Origin of the sequence: Natrinema salinisoli, from assembly GCF_020405205.1 — an archaeon.
GTDB lineage: Archaea > Halobacteriota > Halobacteria > Halobacteriales > Natrialbaceae > Natrinema > Natrinema salinisoli.
Map to the genome: position 1 here is coordinate 3,563,849 of NZ_CP084469.1, position 16,331 is coordinate 3,580,179.

18 protein-coding genes and 1 pseudogene are annotated in these 16,331 nt (G+C 65.7%); 6 read left to right on the top strand and 13 right to left on the bottom strand.

What is annotated here, in order from left to right:
• Positions 1 to 12: 12 nt before the first annotated feature.
• Both LDB05_RS17625 and LDB05_RS17630 read right to left on the bottom strand, forming a co-directional pair.
• Positions 13 to 804, bottom strand: a complete 792-nt coding sequence (locus tag LDB05_RS17625) for an MBL fold metallo-hydrolase (RefSeq protein WP_226005278.1) — start codon at positions 802 to 804, stop codon at positions 13 to 15.
• Positions 805 to 924: 120 nt separating this feature from the next.
• Positions 925 to 1,206: a MarR family transcriptional regulator gene (locus tag LDB05_RS17630; RefSeq protein ID WP_226005279.1), complete on the bottom strand. Its 282-nt coding sequence runs from the start codon at positions 1,204 to 1,206 to the stop codon at positions 925 to 927.
• Positions 1,207 to 1,429: 223 nt separating this feature from the next.
• Here LDB05_RS17630 and LDB05_RS17635 point away from each other — a divergent pair, with 223 nt between their 5' ends.
• Positions 1,430 to 2,137, top strand: coding sequence for a class I SAM-dependent methyltransferase (locus LDB05_RS17635; RefSeq protein WP_226005280.1), 708 nt, complete (start codon positions 1,430 to 1,432; stop codon positions 2,135 to 2,137).
• Positions 2,138 to 2,190: 53 nt separating this feature from the next.
• Positions 2,191 to 3,090 (top strand): glycosyltransferase family 2 protein, encoded by a 900-nt coding sequence (locus LDB05_RS17640; RefSeq protein WP_226005281.1) that lies wholly within the window; start codon positions 2,191 to 2,193, stop codon positions 3,088 to 3,090.
• Between the two features lie 23 nt (positions 3,091 to 3,113).
• On the opposite strand, the pseudogene LDB05_RS17645 reads toward LDB05_RS17640, so the two are convergent.
• The 4 genes and pseudogenes from LDB05_RS17645 to LDB05_RS17660 form a co-directional block, all read right to left on the bottom strand.
• Positions 3,114 to 3,901, bottom strand: a pseudogene (locus LDB05_RS17645) (enoyl-CoA hydratase/isomerase family protein).
• A 195-nt stretch (positions 3,902 to 4,096) separates the two neighbouring features.
• On the bottom strand, positions 4,097 to 4,552 hold the full coding sequence (locus LDB05_RS17650; RefSeq protein ID WP_226005282.1) for a DUF2267 domain-containing protein: 456 nt from the start codon (positions 4,550 to 4,552) through the stop codon (positions 4,097 to 4,099).
• 114 nt (positions 4,553 to 4,666) lie between these two features.
• Positions 4,667 to 5,650: an LLM class flavin-dependent oxidoreductase gene (locus LDB05_RS17655; RefSeq protein WP_226005283.1), complete on the bottom strand. Its 984-nt coding sequence runs from the start codon at positions 5,648 to 5,650 to the stop codon at positions 4,667 to 4,669.
• Positions 5,651 to 5,697: 47 nt separating this feature from the next.
• Positions 5,698 to 7,290: an amidohydrolase gene (locus LDB05_RS17660; protein WP_226005284.1), complete on the bottom strand. Its 1,593-nt coding sequence runs from the start codon at positions 7,288 to 7,290 to the stop codon at positions 5,698 to 5,700.
• A gap of 174 nt (positions 7,291 to 7,464) precedes the next feature.
• Here LDB05_RS17660 and LDB05_RS17665 point away from each other — a divergent pair, with 174 nt between their 5' ends.
• Both LDB05_RS17665 and hmgA read left to right on the top strand, forming a co-directional pair.
• Positions 7,465 to 7,851, top strand: coding sequence for a hypothetical protein (locus tag LDB05_RS17665; RefSeq protein WP_226005285.1), 387 nt, complete (start codon positions 7,465 to 7,467; stop codon positions 7,849 to 7,851).
• A gap of 96 nt (positions 7,852 to 7,947) precedes the next feature.
• Positions 7,948 to 9,174 (top strand): hydroxymethylglutaryl-CoA reductase (NADPH), encoded by a 1,227-nt coding sequence (gene hmgA / locus LDB05_RS17670; RefSeq protein ID WP_226005286.1) that lies wholly within the window; start codon positions 7,948 to 7,950, stop codon positions 9,172 to 9,174.
• Between the two features lie 55 nt (positions 9,175 to 9,229).
• Here hmgA and LDB05_RS17675 read toward each other — a convergent pair whose 3' ends face one another.
• Both LDB05_RS17675 and LDB05_RS17680 read right to left on the bottom strand, forming a co-directional pair.
• Positions 9,230 to 9,595 carry a hypothetical protein gene (locus LDB05_RS17675; protein ID WP_226005287.1) on the bottom strand — a complete coding sequence of 122 codons (366 nt, stop codon included), beginning with the start codon at positions 9,593 to 9,595 and terminating at the stop codon, positions 9,230 to 9,232.
• Positions 9,596 to 9,648: 53 nt separating this feature from the next.
• Positions 9,649 to 10,173: a DUF5817 domain-containing protein gene (locus tag LDB05_RS17680; protein WP_226005288.1), complete on the bottom strand. Its 525-nt coding sequence runs from the start codon at positions 10,171 to 10,173 to the stop codon at positions 9,649 to 9,651.
• Between the two features lie 125 nt (positions 10,174 to 10,298).
• Between LDB05_RS17680 and LDB05_RS17685 the strand changes: the two genes are divergently transcribed.
• Positions 10,299 to 11,276, top strand: a complete 978-nt coding sequence (locus LDB05_RS17685; protein WP_226005289.1) for a hypothetical protein — start codon at positions 10,299 to 10,301, stop codon at positions 11,274 to 11,276.
• A gap of 60 nt (positions 11,277 to 11,336) precedes the next feature.
• On the opposite strand, the gene LDB05_RS17690 is transcribed toward LDB05_RS17685, so the two are convergent.
• Complete coding sequence (locus LDB05_RS17690) at positions 11,337 to 11,669, bottom strand: DMT family transporter (RefSeq protein WP_226005290.1); 333 nt, start codon at positions 11,667 to 11,669, stop codon at positions 11,337 to 11,339.
• Between the two features lie 135 nt (positions 11,670 to 11,804).
• On the opposite strand from LDB05_RS17690, the gene LDB05_RS17695 reads away from it, so the two are divergent.
• Positions 11,805 to 12,143, top strand: a complete 339-nt coding sequence (locus LDB05_RS17695) for a cupin domain-containing protein (protein ID WP_226005291.1) — start codon at positions 11,805 to 11,807, stop codon at positions 12,141 to 12,143.
• Positions 12,144 to 12,289: 146 nt separating this feature from the next.
• Here LDB05_RS17695 and LDB05_RS17700 read toward each other — a convergent pair whose 3' ends face one another.
• The 4 genes from LDB05_RS17700 to icd all read right to left on the bottom strand — a co-directional run bounded on the left by LDB05_RS17700 (position 12,290) and on the right by icd (position 15,536).
• Positions 12,290 to 12,448 (bottom strand): hypothetical protein, encoded by a 159-nt coding sequence (locus LDB05_RS17700; protein ID WP_226005292.1) that lies wholly within the window; start codon positions 12,446 to 12,448, stop codon positions 12,290 to 12,292.
• 95 nt (positions 12,449 to 12,543) lie between these two features.
• Complete coding sequence (locus LDB05_RS17705; protein ID WP_226005293.1) at positions 12,544 to 12,981, bottom strand: GNAT family N-acetyltransferase; 438 nt, start codon at positions 12,979 to 12,981, stop codon at positions 12,544 to 12,546.
• A gap of 57 nt (positions 12,982 to 13,038) precedes the next feature.
• Positions 13,039 to 14,151, bottom strand: coding sequence for a hypothetical protein (locus tag LDB05_RS17710; RefSeq protein WP_226005294.1), 1,113 nt, complete (start codon positions 14,149 to 14,151; stop codon positions 13,039 to 13,041).
• Positions 14,152 to 14,273: 122 nt separating this feature from the next.
• Complete coding sequence (gene icd / locus LDB05_RS17715) at positions 14,274 to 15,536, bottom strand: isocitrate dehydrogenase (NADP(+)) (RefSeq protein WP_226005295.1); 1,263 nt, start codon at positions 15,534 to 15,536, stop codon at positions 14,274 to 14,276.
• Between the last annotated feature and the right edge of the window lie 795 nt (positions 15,537 to 16,331).

Below are 16,331 nucleotides of genomic sequence, written 5' to 3' on the forward strand. Positions count from 1 at the left end.
GACGCGGAAAAGTCAGTCGCCCTCCGCCGGGCTCGCTCGGTCACCGTTCCACGTCACTCGTCCCTCGACGGCGACCTTCTCGAGGTGAGCGGCGACCGTCGCCCGCGCGAGGTCGCGCACTCCTGACAGGTCCTTTTCGTAGGCCCCGTCGAGGATTTCGTCGAGGGTCTCGGCGCCCTCGTCGACTGCCTCGCGGACGCGTTCCTCACGCTGGGCTCGATGAGAGAGCAGTCGCTCGAGGGTCGCTCGGGGAGCGTCGATTTCGGGGCCGTGTCCCGGATAGAGCGCCGGCGGGTTCCTCGCCCAGAGGCGTCGCAGCGTCGTCACGTACGCGCGCATGTCTCCTTCTGGGGCACCGACGACGACGCTGCCCTCGCGGACGGCGCAGTCGCCACAGAGAATCGGCCCGTCGCGACCGGCCTCGAGCGCGACGTGGTCCGGCGCGTGTCCCGGCGCGTCGAGAACCCGAACGCGGTCGTCGCCGAGTCGGATCGTTGTTCCCGATGTGAAGGTCCGGTCGGGGGAGCGGCCCGTCGCGTCGCGAAACCGGTCGGCTCGCCCGTACCGAGCCCAGACCGTCGCGTCGGTCTCGGCGGCGTAGGCGTCGACCGCACCGACGTGATCGGGGTGGGTGTGGGTGACGAGGACGTGTGCGACGTTTCGCTCGCGAACCAGTCGATCGAGCTCGTCGGTCCGTGCTGCCGGATCGACGAGGATCGCTGGATCCGTCCCGAGCAGATAGGCGTTGGTTTCACCGCTGGGGGCGCGCGTCGAGACTGGAACGGACCGGGAAACGACGTTCATACCTCGAGATGACACCGAGCGAAAAAGTGTATATCGGCGGCCGGCGGCTCCCCAGTGCCCGCGTTACCGGCTAATCCCCCCCGCACGTTCCCCGGAACCGAGTGACCGGCGTCTTCCCGGTTAGTGCTTGAGGAAGTACACCTGCTTGCGAGCGTCCCGGAAACTGTACCGGGAGCCGACGAGCCCGACGTCCTCGAGTCGGTTGAGCGCGTAGCGAACGGTGCGATCGGGAAGCAGCGATTCCTCGGCGAGTTGGCCCTGCGAGAGCGGTGAATCGGTTTCGAGCACCTTCGCGACGAGTTTCGCACTCGGCGGCAGGTCGCGGAGGCGATCGCGGTATTCGTCCTCGGAAAGCGTTTCTTCGGCGGCAGCGGTGCGGTCCTCGGCTGTACTCGTGCTCATACCTACGTGGGCGGAACCGCCGGTGGTAAAGCTTCCCTATATGTGGATACGAACAATGTAGTTTGTATAAGGCATATGAATGATGTATTAACACACTTAATTTGCTGGCCGCTTTCGGCGGTGCCCGTCGCGTAAACTGTTCGAACGTCCATCTCGCCGCTTCGGTATTCGTCATCCAACTTCAGTATCGTTTTATCCCATCACAACAGTAGCTTCGCTCAGTGTGAAAGGACAGGAGTGGTACCAGGCCGACGACATCGCCGAGGAATACGACGATAAGCGGTTCTCCCGGGGCGGACAGCTGATCGACCGCCGGGAGAAAGAAGCCGTCCTCGACGCTATCATGCCGATCGAGGACCGAAAAATCCTCGAGATCGCCTGTGGTACCGGGCGATTTACCGTCATGTTGGCCGATCAGGGTGCGGACGTGGTGGGACTGGATATCTCGGCAGCGATGTTACAGCAAGGGCGACGGAAAGCGCAGAACGCCGAGCTCGAGGGAACGCTCGATTTCCTCCGCGGCGACGCTGGCCGATTGCCGTTCCCGGACGATCACTTCGATACCGTCGTGGCGATGCGGTTCTTCCATCTCGCGGACGATCCCGAGGCGTTCCTCCAGGAGATGCGACGGGTCTCCCGCGATCAGATCGTCTTCGATACGTTCAACCGGTTTTCGACCCGGAGCGTCTACAACTGGGCGCTTCCGATGGGATCGCGGCTCTACTCGAAGAGCGAAGTCGCGGTCCTTCTCGCGAAGACGAATCTCACGCTCGTCGACGTCGAAGACGACTTTCTCCTGCCATACGGGCTGTACCGGTCGATCCCCAACGCGCTCGCGTCGCCGCTCCGAGCGCTCGACGAGGCGATCGGTGAATTTTCGGTTTCAGATCACCTCGCGTCGGTGTCGTACTGGAACACCCGCGTTCGCTGATCGAACTGATCTGAAACCAATCTATTTACTATTCGGAGTTCCTATCAGGCGGTATGGAGCTCTCGGTAGTGGTGTCGACGCTCAACGACCGGGAGCAGTTGCTGTCGTGTCTCGATGCGATCGCCGACCGGACGCCGTCGTCGACGGAGGTCATCGTCGTCAACGGCCCCTCCTCGGACGGGACGACCGGCGTCGTCCGGGAGCGCGACGACGTGGACGTCCTCGTCGAAATCTCGGAACGGAACCCGAGCGTCTCCCGGAACGCCGGCTTCGAACTCGCGACAGGAGACGTCGTCGCCTTCCTCGACGGCGAGTACGCCGTCGACGAGGGCTGGTATCGGGGTATCGACGAATCGATGGCCGACGGGACGGCCGTCGTCACCGGACCCGTCACCGGCAGTCCGATCGGCACGGACCGACAGTCGTCCCAGAGGGTCGCGGGCCGGACGGTAACCCACTTTCACGGTGACAACGTCGCGTTCGAGCGGTCCGTCCTCGAGTCGCTGGACGGCTTCGACGAGTACCTCGAGGAGGCGAGCGAACGCGACTGCGCACACCGCATCGCGGGATTCGAGCACGAGGTCGCCTGGAACCCGACGATGGCCGTCCGCTGTGAGGTCGGCACCGATGGTGGTCGAGCCGACCCCGACTGGGGCGCGGCTTACCGGTCGCTGTCCTACCGGCTGGCGAAGAATTACGGATTGCGGCCGACCGTCCTCGCTCGGACCGCCGGAAGCGCGCTCCGGGACGGCCTCTGCGGCGTTCGCCGGCTGGCGTCCGGCGACGCGACGCCGACGGGCTGGGTGTCGGACGGGACCGACGTGGGGACGAACATCGCCCGCGGGCTGTGGGACGGCGTCGGCGCTCGATACGCCGACCGATCGACCCGGCGCAACCCAAACGGTCTCTCGAAGCGACACGATCGCGCGGTTCGGGTCTACGACCGCCGGTGATCGATCGCCCCCGCGTTTTCCGCTTATTCGCCGCGGAACTCCGGCTTTCGGTCCTCGAGCCGCGCCTCGAACCCCTCGCGGTAATCGTGCGTATCGTCGAGTTCGCGGCCCAACTGGCGTTCGTACTCGAGGCCCCGCTCGAGGGGCATCTCGAACGCGGCGTTGAGCGCTTGTTTCCCGTTTCGAAGTCCCAGTGGCGCGTTCTCACAGAGGTCGTCGGCGAACGCTTTCGCCCGGTCGTCGACCGCCCCGGTGTCGACGACCTCGTGGACCAGTCCCATGTCGGCGGCGTCTTCGGGGTCGACGAACTCCCCGGTGAGCACGATCTCTTTCGCGTTCGAGAGCCCGACCAGTCGGGGGAGCCGCTGCGTCCCGCCGCCGTGGGGGAACGTGCCGAGCGCGACCTCGAGCAGCCCGTATTTCGCATCCCGACCGATAATTCGGAAGTCACAGGGAGCGTGAGTTCGAACGCGCCCGCCGGGGCCGCGCGCTTGATTCCGGCGACGACCGGCTGGCGGGTCCCCTCGATCGCCGCGAGCACATCGGGGAAGACGTCGCGATCGATCTCCGAATCGAGTTCGACGCGATCGCGCATCATCTCGAGGTCCATCCCTGCGCAGAAGACCGGCCCCTCGCCGAGCAAGGTGGCTGCCCGGACGTCCTCGGCCGCGTCGACCCGGTCGAAGGCCTCGATGAGGTCCCGCATCAGCGGGACTGTCATCGCGTTTCGCTTGTCGGGCCGCGAGAGGGAGACGTCGGCCCGGTGATCGTTCCAGTCGATCGCGGCGAGTCCACTGCCAACTGATTCCATGACCGTACGATCGGAGCCGCAGTTCTTAGTACCCCGCGTAGATCGGCGGTTCTTCGCCGGACGAGCTCGCGCAGTCCCGAATCGCGGCTCACTGGTGGCTGCCGTGACGCACCGCGAGCAACGACACGGTCGGCACCGATCCGGCGTAAAGCGGAGACTACTGCGATCGGCTGGTCTCACCCCACGGGGCGGTCCTCAGGCCTCCTCCCATGGTTTGGTCTCGACGTCGACGAACTCGAACAGCTCCTCGAACTCGTCGGGCAACTGCTCTTCCGCGTGGGCGAGTTCCCCGCCGGGAACCCGTTCGCTGACGAGTTCGACGACGGCCTTGATCCGGTAGACCGCCTCGGATCGGTCGATGGTGGACGGCCGGCCGTACGACGCGTCGAGGTCCAGATCGTCGTAGTTCAGCCGCTCGAGGACCCGATCGACGAACGCGTCGTAATCGTAGGTCTGCCCGTGGTCGGCGGCCAGCAGGTATCGGTCGATCTCCATCGGGAGCGGGCCGGCGATGTCCGTCGCACCGCCTTCCCCGACGCGCTCGCCGAGCGTCTCGAGGACCGCACGCGTCGTTCGGACGGCTTCGGCCCGCCGACCGGCTTCGATTCGGTGCTGTACCTCGCCGACGAACTCGGTGTAGCTCGTACTCATGGGTCGTCCGTCGTCCGGACGTTCGCCGGTTCGATCAAAAAGCGCTCTCCGCGGATTCGCAAGGCTCGGTGGCAGTTTCTGGCCCGGACACCACCGGTTCCACCGCGACAGCCGCTACAACCGCTCCGGAGCGAGCGCGTCGATCGTCGTCTCCGTGACCTCGTTCGAGGCCGGTTCCGGGACGACGACGATCGGGTGGTCGATTCCCGTCTCGGCCACGAGCGTCCGGAGCTGGTCGCGGGCCTCCGCGGGCGTTCCGGCGACGCCGAGATCGGCGATCATCTCGTCGGTCACTGCGCCCGCGGCGTCGCTTTTCTCGCCGTTGCGCCACGCCTCGGCGATCCGATCGGCTTCGTCCGGGAATTTCGTCGCGACGGCGCGGCGGTAGCCCTCCCCGCTCCCGACGTAGTAGGCGACGTGTCGACGCAGGGTCTCGCGAGCCTCGGTCGGGTCGTCGCTGACCGCCGACGGCACGTACGGTGCGATCGTGATCTCGTCCGGCTCCCGATCGCGTTCCCGCGCGGCCGTTGCGACCTCGTCGAAGGCGTCCTCGAGCCGCGAGAACGGAATGTTGTGTGGGATCCAGCCATCACACAACCGGCCGACGACGCGGCGATTGGCCGGCCCGAGCCCGGCGTGATAGATCGGGACGTCGGTTTCCACGGACGGGAAGTTCGCCGCCTCGAGCAGTTCCCCCTCGTAGTCGACCGGATCACCGCTTCCGGCGGTGAACTCGCGGACGAGTTCGATCGTCTCGTGGGCGCGTCTCACCGGCCGATCGAACGACATCCCGTGGAGGCCCTCGACCGCCACGGCCGTGCTCGTCCCGAGGCCGAGGGTAAAGCGTCCGTCGGAGGCACGCTCGAGCGAGGTCGCGGTCATCGCGAGGACGGCCGGCGATCGGGAATAGACGTTGAGGATCGCGGTGCCGATACCAATCTCGTCGGTCCGGCAAGCCATCTCGGTCGCCTGCACGACTCCGCTCTCGCCCCAGAGTTCGCCGACCCAGACGGCGTCGTACTCCTGACTTTCGGCTCGAACGGCGATATCCGCGAGGTTCACGTCGCCGAACGATGTGACCATGAGTCCAACGTCCATGCTCCCGTCGTTGCTCTCCAGCGGCAAAAATCGACTCCCCGGGGCACTCACTCCGAGCGGCCGTCGAACACGACCTCGCCGCCGACGATCGTCGTCGCAACCTCGATCTCGTCGATCCGGTCCGATTGATCCCACGGCGACTCCTCGAGAATTACGAGGTCTCCGCGGTTGCCGGGCTCGAGCGCGCCGAGTCGGTCGTCGTCGAAGCCGGCGTAGGCAGCGCCTCGCGTGTAGGCGCGTAACGCTTCGGTCACGGACAGTTGCTGCGTCTCCGTCGGCGCGTTCACTGCGTGATGGATTCCCAGGAGGGGGTCCAGCGGCATGCAGTCCGAGCCGAAGGCGAGGGGGACGCTGGCCTCGAGCACCCGGCGGAACCGGTTCGTCCGCCTGCGCCGATCTTCGCCCAGTCGCCGGTCGTACAGCCCGCCGTCGTCGGCCCAGCGATGGAAATTCGGCTGCATCGACGCGACGATCCCCACGTCGGCCATTCGCTCGAGGTGGTCGTCGGTCGCCAGCTCCGCGTGTTCGATCCGGTGGCGCGAGCCGCCGGGGTCGGCGGTCGATTCCAGCGCCGACAGCGTCTCCTCGATCGCCTCGTCGCCGATCGCGTGGACACAGAGCTGGTATCCGTCCCCGTCGGCCCGCTCGACGAGGGCAGCGAGATCGTCCGGTTCGACGACCCACTGGCCGCATCCGTCGATCGCCTCGTCGGAATCGTCGGCGTCGGTGTCGCCATCGGCGTCGAAATCCGCGTACGGCTCCCGGAGCTTCGCCGTCCGACTCCCGAAGCTCCCGTCCGAGAAGGATTTGATCGCGCCAGTCTGCACGCGCTCGTCGCCGTCGTTCGTCCCCAGCCCGACCTCGACGAGGGCCTCGAGGTGGTCGCTCCAGTAGTCGATCCGCACGCGCAGCGGGAGGTCGCCCTCCGCGGCCAGTTCGCGGTAGACGCGCGGGGCGACCGAGCCGCGGACCTTGTCGTGGACGCCGGTCACGCCGTGCTCGACGGCGTACTCCCCCGCTGCCGCGAGCACGTCCCGCATCTCCTCCCGGTCGGCCGTGAGTCGCTTCCTGACCGCCTCGGCGGCGTCTTCGACGGCGACGCCCGTCGGCTCGCCGTCCTCCTGCTTGAGGTCGCCTTCGGGCAGGGCGTCGGCGAGGGTCTCGAGCGCGACCGAATTCAACGAGGCGGTGTGCAGATCGACCCGCATCGCGACGACCGGTCGATCCTCGCTGACCCGGTCGAGTTGTGCGCGCGTCAGCGGGGACGACTGCGCGTCGGGCCACGCGCTGTCGTCGTAGCCGAACCCGAGGATCCACCCGCGATCCGGCTCGTCGGCGGCGTGTTCGCGGAGCGACTGTACGCACTCCGCCGCGCTATCGGCGCTCGAGAGGTCCGCGTGAACCAGGTGCTGTCCCAGTTGCTCCATGTGCGTGTGCGCGTCGATGAATCCGGGCAAGACGACGCGGCCCTCGCACTCGATCACGTCGGTCTCGACGCCCGCGAGGAACTCGCACTCGTCCGTGTCTCCGAGCCGGACGATCTCGCCGTCGCGGATCGCGACTGCTTCGTACACGGTGCCCGATTCGGTGAGCGTCTGGACCTCCGCGTCGACGAGGAGGAGGTCGGCGGCCGCCGTCATGGGAGAACGCGCACGGGCGAGCGGCAAAACGGTTTGGTCCGCCCGCTCCCTGTGCGTTCGTTTTCGTCGGCTCGAGACTGTAGGGTGCCCCAAACCACGAACCCGAGCCGTAACACGTCCCTACAACCCGTCTCGGTGCACAAGGTTCACTTGACCGCCCGTTGACCGAGCGGTATGATCGATCGCGAAGGCCGAATTCTCTTTGGATCGCTTCTCCTGCTCGTCCTCGCCCTCGCCGGCTCCATCGTCGTCGATCGACAGTTCGGGGTCGCGGTTCGCGACCGCCCGCTCCTCTCGTTTCTCCTGGTCGCCGGGATCGCCGTCGCGCTCCCCCACCTGTACCTCGCGGCCACCGACGACGGGGATCGATTCCGAAGCAGACTCCGCTTCGCCGCGATCACGACGGCGGCGTTCGCGCTCGCGTTCACCGCCGAGGCCGAGGGGATCGGCTACCTCCTGATCGCCGGGATCGGAACCGGCTCGATCGTCGCACTGGTCTGCTACGAAATCTTCGCGGAGTACGGCGCCGGGACCGACGACTCGGTGACGAGAGTCTCGTGACCGCTGCGGGGTCCGTTCGACGAGCTGGAGGAGGCGTCGCCGCTCGAGTCGCGACGATCAGCAACTGTTAGGACCCACCGCCCTCTTCCCCCATCCATGACAGACGCCGAGGACCTCGCCGAGCGGGTGCGCGACGGCGACCTTCGCATTCACGAACTCGAGGAGCACGCCGACTACGACACCGCGGCCCACGCGCGCCGGCTGCTCGTCGAACGCGAGACGGGGACCGAACTCGAGGCGATCGGGGACTACGCGTTCCCGGCCGAGCGGGCGGATCCGAACATCGAGAACATGATCGGCGCGGCGCAGGTGCCGATGGGCGTCGTCGGCCCCGTTCCGGTGAACGGCGGGGCGACCGACGGCGAACACTACCTCCCGCTCGCGACGACGGAGGGCGCGCTGCTGGCGTCGGTCAACCGCGGTCTCGGCGTAATCAGCACCGCCGGCGGGGCCGACGCGCGCGTAACGAAAAACGGGATGACTCGAGCGCCGGTCTTTCGGGTGGCGGGCGTCGCGGAGGCCGCCGAGACCGTCGAGTGGGTCGAGGACAATTTCGAGGCGCTCCGGGAGGCCGCCGAAGCGACGACGAGCCACGGCGAGTTGCTCGATATCGAGCCCTACGTCGTCGGCGACTCCGTCTACCTGCGCTTTGCCTACGACACCAAGGACGCGATGGGGATGAACATGGCCACGATCGCGACCGGCGAGGCCTGCGAACTCGTCGAGCGGGAGACGCCGGCCTCGCTCGTGGCCCTCTCGGGTAACCTCTGCTCGGACAAGAAACCCGCCGCGATCAACGCCGTCGAAGGTCGCGGCCGCTCCGTCACCGCCGACGTGGTGGTCCCAGGCGAATTCGTCGAGGATCGGCTCCACACGACCGCCGACGCCATCGCCGAGGCTAACACTCGCAAAAATCTGATCGGGAGCGCCAAAGCGGGCAGTCTGGGTTTCAACGCCCACGCAGCCAACGTCGTCGGCGCAGCGTTCCTCGCGACCGGCCAGGACGAGGCCCAGGTCGTCGAGGCCGCGAACACGATCACCACCATGGACGCCCGCGAACGCGACGACGGCACTACCGACCTCTACGCCAGCGTCTCGCTGGCCTCCCTCGAGGTCGGCACCGTCGGCGGCGGCACGAAACTCCCGACGCAGGCCGAAGCGCTCGAGATTCTGGGCCTTCGAGGGGGCGGTGACCCACCCGGATCGAACGCCGACGCGCTCGCCGAGATCATCGCCGTCGGCGCGCTGGCGGGCGAGCTCTCGCTGTTAGCTGCGCTCGCCTCGCGACATCTCGCGAGCGCTCACGAGGATCTGGGCCGATAGCTGCGGATCGATCTCGCGGGCGAAAAACAGTGTGTCGTCACGCCGACCGTATCGCTCACTCCGCTTCTGGACGGTCTTCGGAGCTATCGCTGCGGCGTCGAACCGTTCTGATCGCGATGTAGCTCCCGGACAGGACGAGCAGGACGACTCCGAGGATGACTTGCAGTCCCGACGTTCCCAGCAGGACGAACAGCCAGCCGACCGCGGCACCGCCGTGGCCGAGCGCGAGATCGTACTGCCCGACGTTCGCGTGGATCCCCGCGAGAACGGCGAACGTGACCGCGAAGACCCACGTCGCCGCGACCGTCGCCTCGATCCCGGCGATCGTGTCGCTGACGACCGCGCCGTAGACGACGACTCCGACCGCGAGCAGGAGTCCCGCGCCGACGACCGGGTCTTGGAGATCGACCGTGTCTGCCATACCGAAAGGAGTCGCCGGGACGGGATAGCCGTGGCGGTACCGTCGCGACTACCTCACAACAGCCGGTATCGCCCGCGACTTTCGCTCACGACGCCGCGTCGCGCGAGCTTCTCGAGTGCATCCCTGACGTAGTCGGCGGGGACGCCGCGTTCGCCGGCGTAGTCGACGACCTCGTCCTCGGTCGGCCGGTCGAGGGTATCGAGCGCACCTTTCACGATCTCCTTCTTGCTCCCGCTGTGGCTCGAGCCGCGCGGATCGCGATCGCCGGCGGCTGCGACTTCGTCGACGTCCAGTCCGGACTCCTCGAGGTACTCGTCGTCGTCGACGACGCCGCCGGCGACGTCGTCCTCGAGGGCGGCGAAGGAGTCGAGTTCGGCGAAGGCCTCGCCCTCTCCCTGGCGGTTCGCGAGCATCGACGCGCGGACGTCGCGAGCGTGGGCGGCGTCGTCGGTCTCGACGAACTTCTTGCGCTTCTCGTAGGATTTGCGCGCGCCACAGCGGGGACACTGGGTCGTCTCCGATCGGCCCTCGATGATCCAGAGGTTCGAACACTCGCTGCAGCCGACGACGGCGTACATGTCTCGCAGTGGCCGCTCGCGGTAATTCAACCTTCGGCAAGCGGAGCGGAAGTGGTCGATCCTCATCGGCCCGATCGTCTCGACTGTCAGAAGATTTTACTTGTCCGACTGATACCTGCGTAGCGATGGTCGTCCCCGACGTTCCGCCGACGGAGGTGCTCGCACTGTACAGTTTCGTCGCCGTCGTTTTGGTTTTGCTCGTCGGCGTGCCGACCGCCTTCCTGTTCCGGTATGTCAGGCTCGGTACCGAGTGCCGGCGCTTGGCTCGTCGGCTGCGACTCGAGTGGCCGCTCCTCTTCGGAGCACTGCTCGTCGTCGGGGCCTGGTTCGGGCTTCTCCGCGCGCTCGGATCGATACCCGACACCGACTGGTTCCTCGTTGGATCGGCAGTGTTCATCCTCGGCGTCTTTTCGCTCTCGGTCGCCGTCGCGAACGCCGACTGGTACCGGGCGACGAATCTCCCCGTCTCGGAGACCGGATTCGTTCGCGAGGGACCGGTACAGGTCTCCGGCGAAGCCAGTCCCGTCGACGCCCCGCTGACCGGTCCGGTTTCCGACGAGCCGTGTCTCGCCTACGCGGTGACCGTTCAGGAGCGGCGGTGGCTACCGAATAACCACGGTAGTTCTCGGACGGAGGTGCCGATCGCCCTCGACAGCGACGCCACGACGTTCACCGTCGACGACGGTACCGGGCCAGTGCTCGTCGACCCGGCGGCCGCGGACGTCCGTCCGACTCGCCCGTCCGCCATCGTCGATCGGGACGTCACGGTCGCGGTCGACGGCGACGAATCGCCGCCGGACCACGTCAGCGATTCGTTCGACGATCTCGACATCGGTCAGTCAACGAACGACCGACGCTATCGCGAGGACCACATTCAGCCCGGCGACACGGTCCACGTCGTCGGTTCGTGTCGATCGGTCGCGCACGGATACGACCGGAACAGGGTCATCACCGAGGCGGGCGATGCGCCGGCGTTCGTGACGACCAGCGGCGACGCCGAGACGGTCTCCGGGTCGGTTCACCGGCTCGTCAGAGGCAGCGCGGGGATCGGCTGCACGCTCGCCGCGTCCGGAGCGATCCTGACGCTCTGGTTGACTCTATGAGCGGCGACCGCCAGTCGACGCTGGGCAGTCGAACGACCGCGACCGAACTGTTTGACACGATCAGTGAGCGGCAACGTCTGAGAGGATGTTGAGACAGTAGACGCCGGCGAGGATGAAACCGAGGCCGACGACCGCCGCGCCGTCCAACTGCTCGTCGAAGGCGAGCACGCCGATCGACGCGACGCCGACGATACCGAGCGCGGCCCACGTCGCGTAGACGACGCCGACGGGTAACTCCTCGAGCGTCAGCGAGAGGAGGTAGAACGCCAGGCCGTAGCCGGCGACGACACCGAGCGTCGGGAGCGGCCGCGAGAACCCCTCAGAGAGTTTGAGCGCCGTCGTTCCGAGCAGCTCCGACAGGATCGCACCGCCGAGTATCACGTACGGGTTCATACGCCGCGATACTGTTAGAAAATATGTATTGGTTGCGAATCACGAACGCGATCGAAGCGACACCGCTGACGGGTCGGGAGACCACCGTCGACGGTATCCGCGGAATTATGTAATCCGCCCCCGTGATGCCCGCATATGGAACGCGTTTCGCTCGAGGACCTCGAACCGTCGGAGGCCGCCGACGGCGTCCACCTGGCGCTGATGGCGGGTACCGACTCGATGAACGTCCAGCACTTCGAAATCGAGCCCGGTGCGGTGGTCGACGAACACAGCCATCCCCACGAACAGACGGGATTCATCGTCGAGGGCGAACTGGTCTTCCTCACCGATGGGGAGGAGATCGTCTGTGGGCCCGGCGACTCCTACGCCATCCCCGGGGAGCAACCACACGCCGCGGAAAACCGCGGCGACGAGACGGTTCGCGGGGTCGACATCTTCAGCCCGCCGCGGGAGAACCCGAGCTGGCAGGAATAGGGGCTGTACTCGGTGGCCCGCGTTCGCGGTTTCTCTTCACGGGCGCTCGAATCACGACCAGCGGCTCGTCTCCGGGGTCGCTCGGGGCGTTCGACTGTCGGCGGCTTCTCGAGCGCTCCGTCGCTCGGAGGGTCACCCCCGAGCAGCTACAGCAGAAACGCGCTCACCAGTTCGAAGAAGACGAGCAAGCCGATGCCGGTGGTGACGGCCACGATCGAGATCGGAACGAGTATTCGGGACACTTTCCGGACGGTCTCTCTGGTGGATGCCGCGACGTTCACCGGGAGGGTAATTTCGTGCTCCATAGCACCGACGCCCACACGTGACGACTTGAAACTCAGTCAGACGACCGAATGACGGCAAAAAGCTGGGACAAGACCGATCGACCGATCGCTGCCCGTCACTCCAGTCGCTTTCGCATTTCGACGTGTGGAATCCCGGCCTCCTCGAACTCCTCCCCCCGCCGTTCGTACCCCAACCGCCGATAGAAGTCGGCAGCCCGAGTCTGTGAGTGGAGTTTCAGCGTCGCGAACCCCCGCTCGTCGGCGCGGTCCTCGAGGGCAGTCATCAGTGCCCGACCGACACCCTCCTCGCGCCGGGGCTCGAGGACGGCAACCCGTTCGACTTTGCCGACGCCGTCTTCGTACTCGCGAAGCCGAGCCGCGCCGATCGGCTCGTCGCCGTCGTACGCGACGAAGTGCGTGGCCGTTTCGTCGTGGTCGTCGTACTCGAGGTCTTCGTCGACGCCCTGTTCGTCGACGAAGACCGTTCGTCGGACCGCGAAGGCGTCCTCGCGTCGTCGCTTCGTATCTGCAACGGAAACATCGACGTCGGTCATCGTGAACTGGTAGACAATCCGGTGGTGAGAGTGTTACTCTTCGGGAAGAGTGACCCGTTACCGGTCGGCGTCAGTTTCAGCGCCCTCGAGTTTCGCCGTCACGAGGACGCTGTCGGGCTGCGTTTCGTCGGCATCTCGTTGGACAGTGAGAGTGTCGGTGGTCGTCGCGCCGGGGTCGATCGTGGCGGTGGTTTCGTCGAGGTGGTCGTTCGCCGCGCCGTGGAGATCGATTTCTGTCCGACCGGCGACGTCACCGTGGTTACCAACAGTGGCGGTGACGAGGACGTCGTTTCGGGAGGTCGTCCCGGTTTCGACGCGCCGGATCGATAGCTCGGGACCGTTCTCGACCGTGATCGACGTCGAGTCGACCGTGTTACCCCAGAACGTGTCGATTGAGACCGCGAACCGACCGCGATGGAGTGACCGTTCGGGATGGGGAACGCTGACTCTCGTCCAGTTGCGTTCGGCGTCCGCTAGTCGTTCCGTCACGGCCGTCCCGTCGGGAGCGACAACGGTGATGTGAAGATCTTCCGAAGCAGTCTCCCGGTCCACCCGAAACGTCGCTTCCCAGCCGCTGTAGTCGAGATCGATGCCGTCGATGGACGCCGGCGGTGGCGTCGCGTACTGAACACCGGCCCCGACACCGATTCCGAACAGTGCCGTTGTGCCGGCCGCAGCCGTTACCTTCCGACGAACCGGGAGGCGGGTGTGCCGGATCGAGAGCTGCTCCGTCAGCAACGACAGGCCGACGGCCAACGCGCCGGCAGCGATGATCGCGACTGAATACGACGGGACGTCGAAGAAGACGAAGCTGTCAAGCCACTCTACTTCGAGGACGGCGGTCACCAAGGCAACCCCTATCGTCGCGGGTACCGGTGCCATAATCGCCGTCCCGAAAACGGTGACTCGATCGAGGTCGAGGCCGTCCACGATCAGCCACAGTCCGAGTGTGAGGCCGAGCCCGACGAGTACGTTGTACTCCCCAGTATCCATGTATAGCCTGATGTGACCCTCGTATCGCGCAGCGACGAGCAGGGGGACTACCACCGCGACGACGACGAGTGCGATAGCCGGAACGAGGTCGTCACCCGGCTCACGACCGGCGCGCAGCCGGGCCACCGGATCGACCGTGTGTTTCGGATCGTCTGGACGTTCTGATCCGGACGTCATGTCTTTCAGTCGATTCGGCACCATAAGGATCTAACTATGATGGGAACAGGTGGCCGAGATCACGATCGATCCGGTGATCGAAGAAAACTGCAAGAATCGATAGTCAGCTGCCAGCGGAGCCCTTACGCCAGTTTCTCGATGTTCTTGACGACTTCCTCGGCGTACTCGCTGGTGGCGAGCTTCTCGGCGTCCTCGAGGTTACGCTCGAGGTCGTAGGTGACCTTGCCGGAGGAGATGGTTTCCTCGACGGCGTCGCGGACGAGCTCGGCGGCGTCGTCCCAGCCGATGTAGTCGAGCATCATGCGGCCCGAGAGGATCATGGCGGTCGGGTTGACCTTGTCCTGCCCCTCGTACTTGGGAGCGGAGCCGTGGACGGGTTCGGCCAGCAGGAGGCCGTCGCCGAAGTTCGATCCGGGCGCGATGCCGAGGCCGCCGATCTGTGCGCCGGCGGCGTCGGACATGTAGTCCCCGTTGAGATTCATCGTCGCGATGACGTCGTAGTTGTCCGTTCGGGTCAGGAGCTGCTGGAGCATGTTGTCCGCGATGCGGTCGTTGACGACGACTGCATCGTCGGGCTGTTCGCCGTCGCGCTCCTCCCAGAGGGTGTCCTCGGTGATGACCTCGTCACCGTACTCCTCCTCGGCGACCTCGTAGCCCCAGTCGCGGAACTGACCCTCGGTGAACTTCATGATGTTGCCCTTGTGGACCAGCGTGACGGAGTCGCGGTCGTGCTCGAGGGCGTAGTCGATGGCGCGTCGGATCAGGCGCTTGGAGCCGAATTCCGTGATCGGCTTGATGCCGATGCCGACGGGGCCGTCGTGGATGGTGTTGTCGAAGCCCATGTCCTCCTCGACGAACTCCTTGACCTCCTCGACTTCGTCGGTGCCTTCCTCCCACTCGATGCCGGCGTAGACGTCTTCCGTGTTCTCACGGAAGGTGACCATGTCCATCTGCTCCGGCTCGGAGACAGGGGATGGGACGCCGTCGAGGTAGTAGGTCGGTCGGACGTTCGCGTAGAGGTCGAGCTTCTTTCGCAGCGCGACGTTCAGCGAGCGGAACCCGGCACCGACGGGGGTCGTCAGCGGGCCCTTGATCGCGACGCGGTGTTCCTTGATCGCTTCAACGGTCTCCTGTGGCAGGTTCTCGTCGTACTTCTCGCGAGCGGACTCGCCGGCGTAGACTCGCATCCAATTGATGTCGCGGCCGGTCGCCTCCGCGGCGGCCTCCAGGACCTTCTGTGCGGCGGGACCGACGTCGCTCCCGACACCGTCACCGTAGATAATCGGGATAATCGGGTTGTCAGGTACCTCGAGCTCGTCCTCGGTACCCGCTTTCAGCGTGATCTGCTCCCCCTCGTCGGGGACCTCGATCTTGTCGTAGCTCATCTCGTCTGTACGGTTCTTCGACGGGGGTAAAAGGTCTACCATTTCCGTCTCGGGGCGGCAAAAGTTGAACGATACCCAGTCGACACGAACGGTGCGTACGTGGCCAAAACGCGCGTTCGAACGCCCGATACGGCAAGAATAGCACCTCGTAGCCTATATAAAAATCTGTTAAATAAAGGGTGTGGTTGCCGCAAGATCAGCATTTTCGACTGGACGCCGGTCGATCCGATAGCGCCCGGATAGAACGCGGGGTGCAGAAAAAACGACGGCGTGACCGTCACCCTCGAGACGACGGTCCACCCGCCGGGACCGGCAGTCGCGTTCGCCGTCTCGCCGGTGGCGATCACGGTGGTCGAGCCGATGTCCGCGTGCCCGTGACGTCCGGCTCTGATCGGTGGCGTCTCTCACGCCAGTCGTACTCGAGACGCACGAACGGGATAATCCGTTGGGACCGTTTCACCGATCGGGGCGTCGTTGTCCATCGTTTCTTCTACGAACGGTCAGCTCAGGTGGTTGTTCGCTCGCCCCGATCGCAGTCGATATCGATTCTCTCGAAGAGTTCGACGATTGTCGTGGAGTGGTTTTATTATCGACGTATGCATTGGCCGATTCATGCTTCGACCACCACAGTACGGTCCACGGCAGTGTCCGCAGTGTGCCGTAACGGTATCGAACATTCAGGGTGTCGCGACCTGTTCCGAGTGCAACTGGGTCGAGAGCAGCTATCGTAGTCGTTGAAACGATTTACGCACCGCTCGCACTCGAGCGGGAGTGCAATGACTTTCAACGACTACT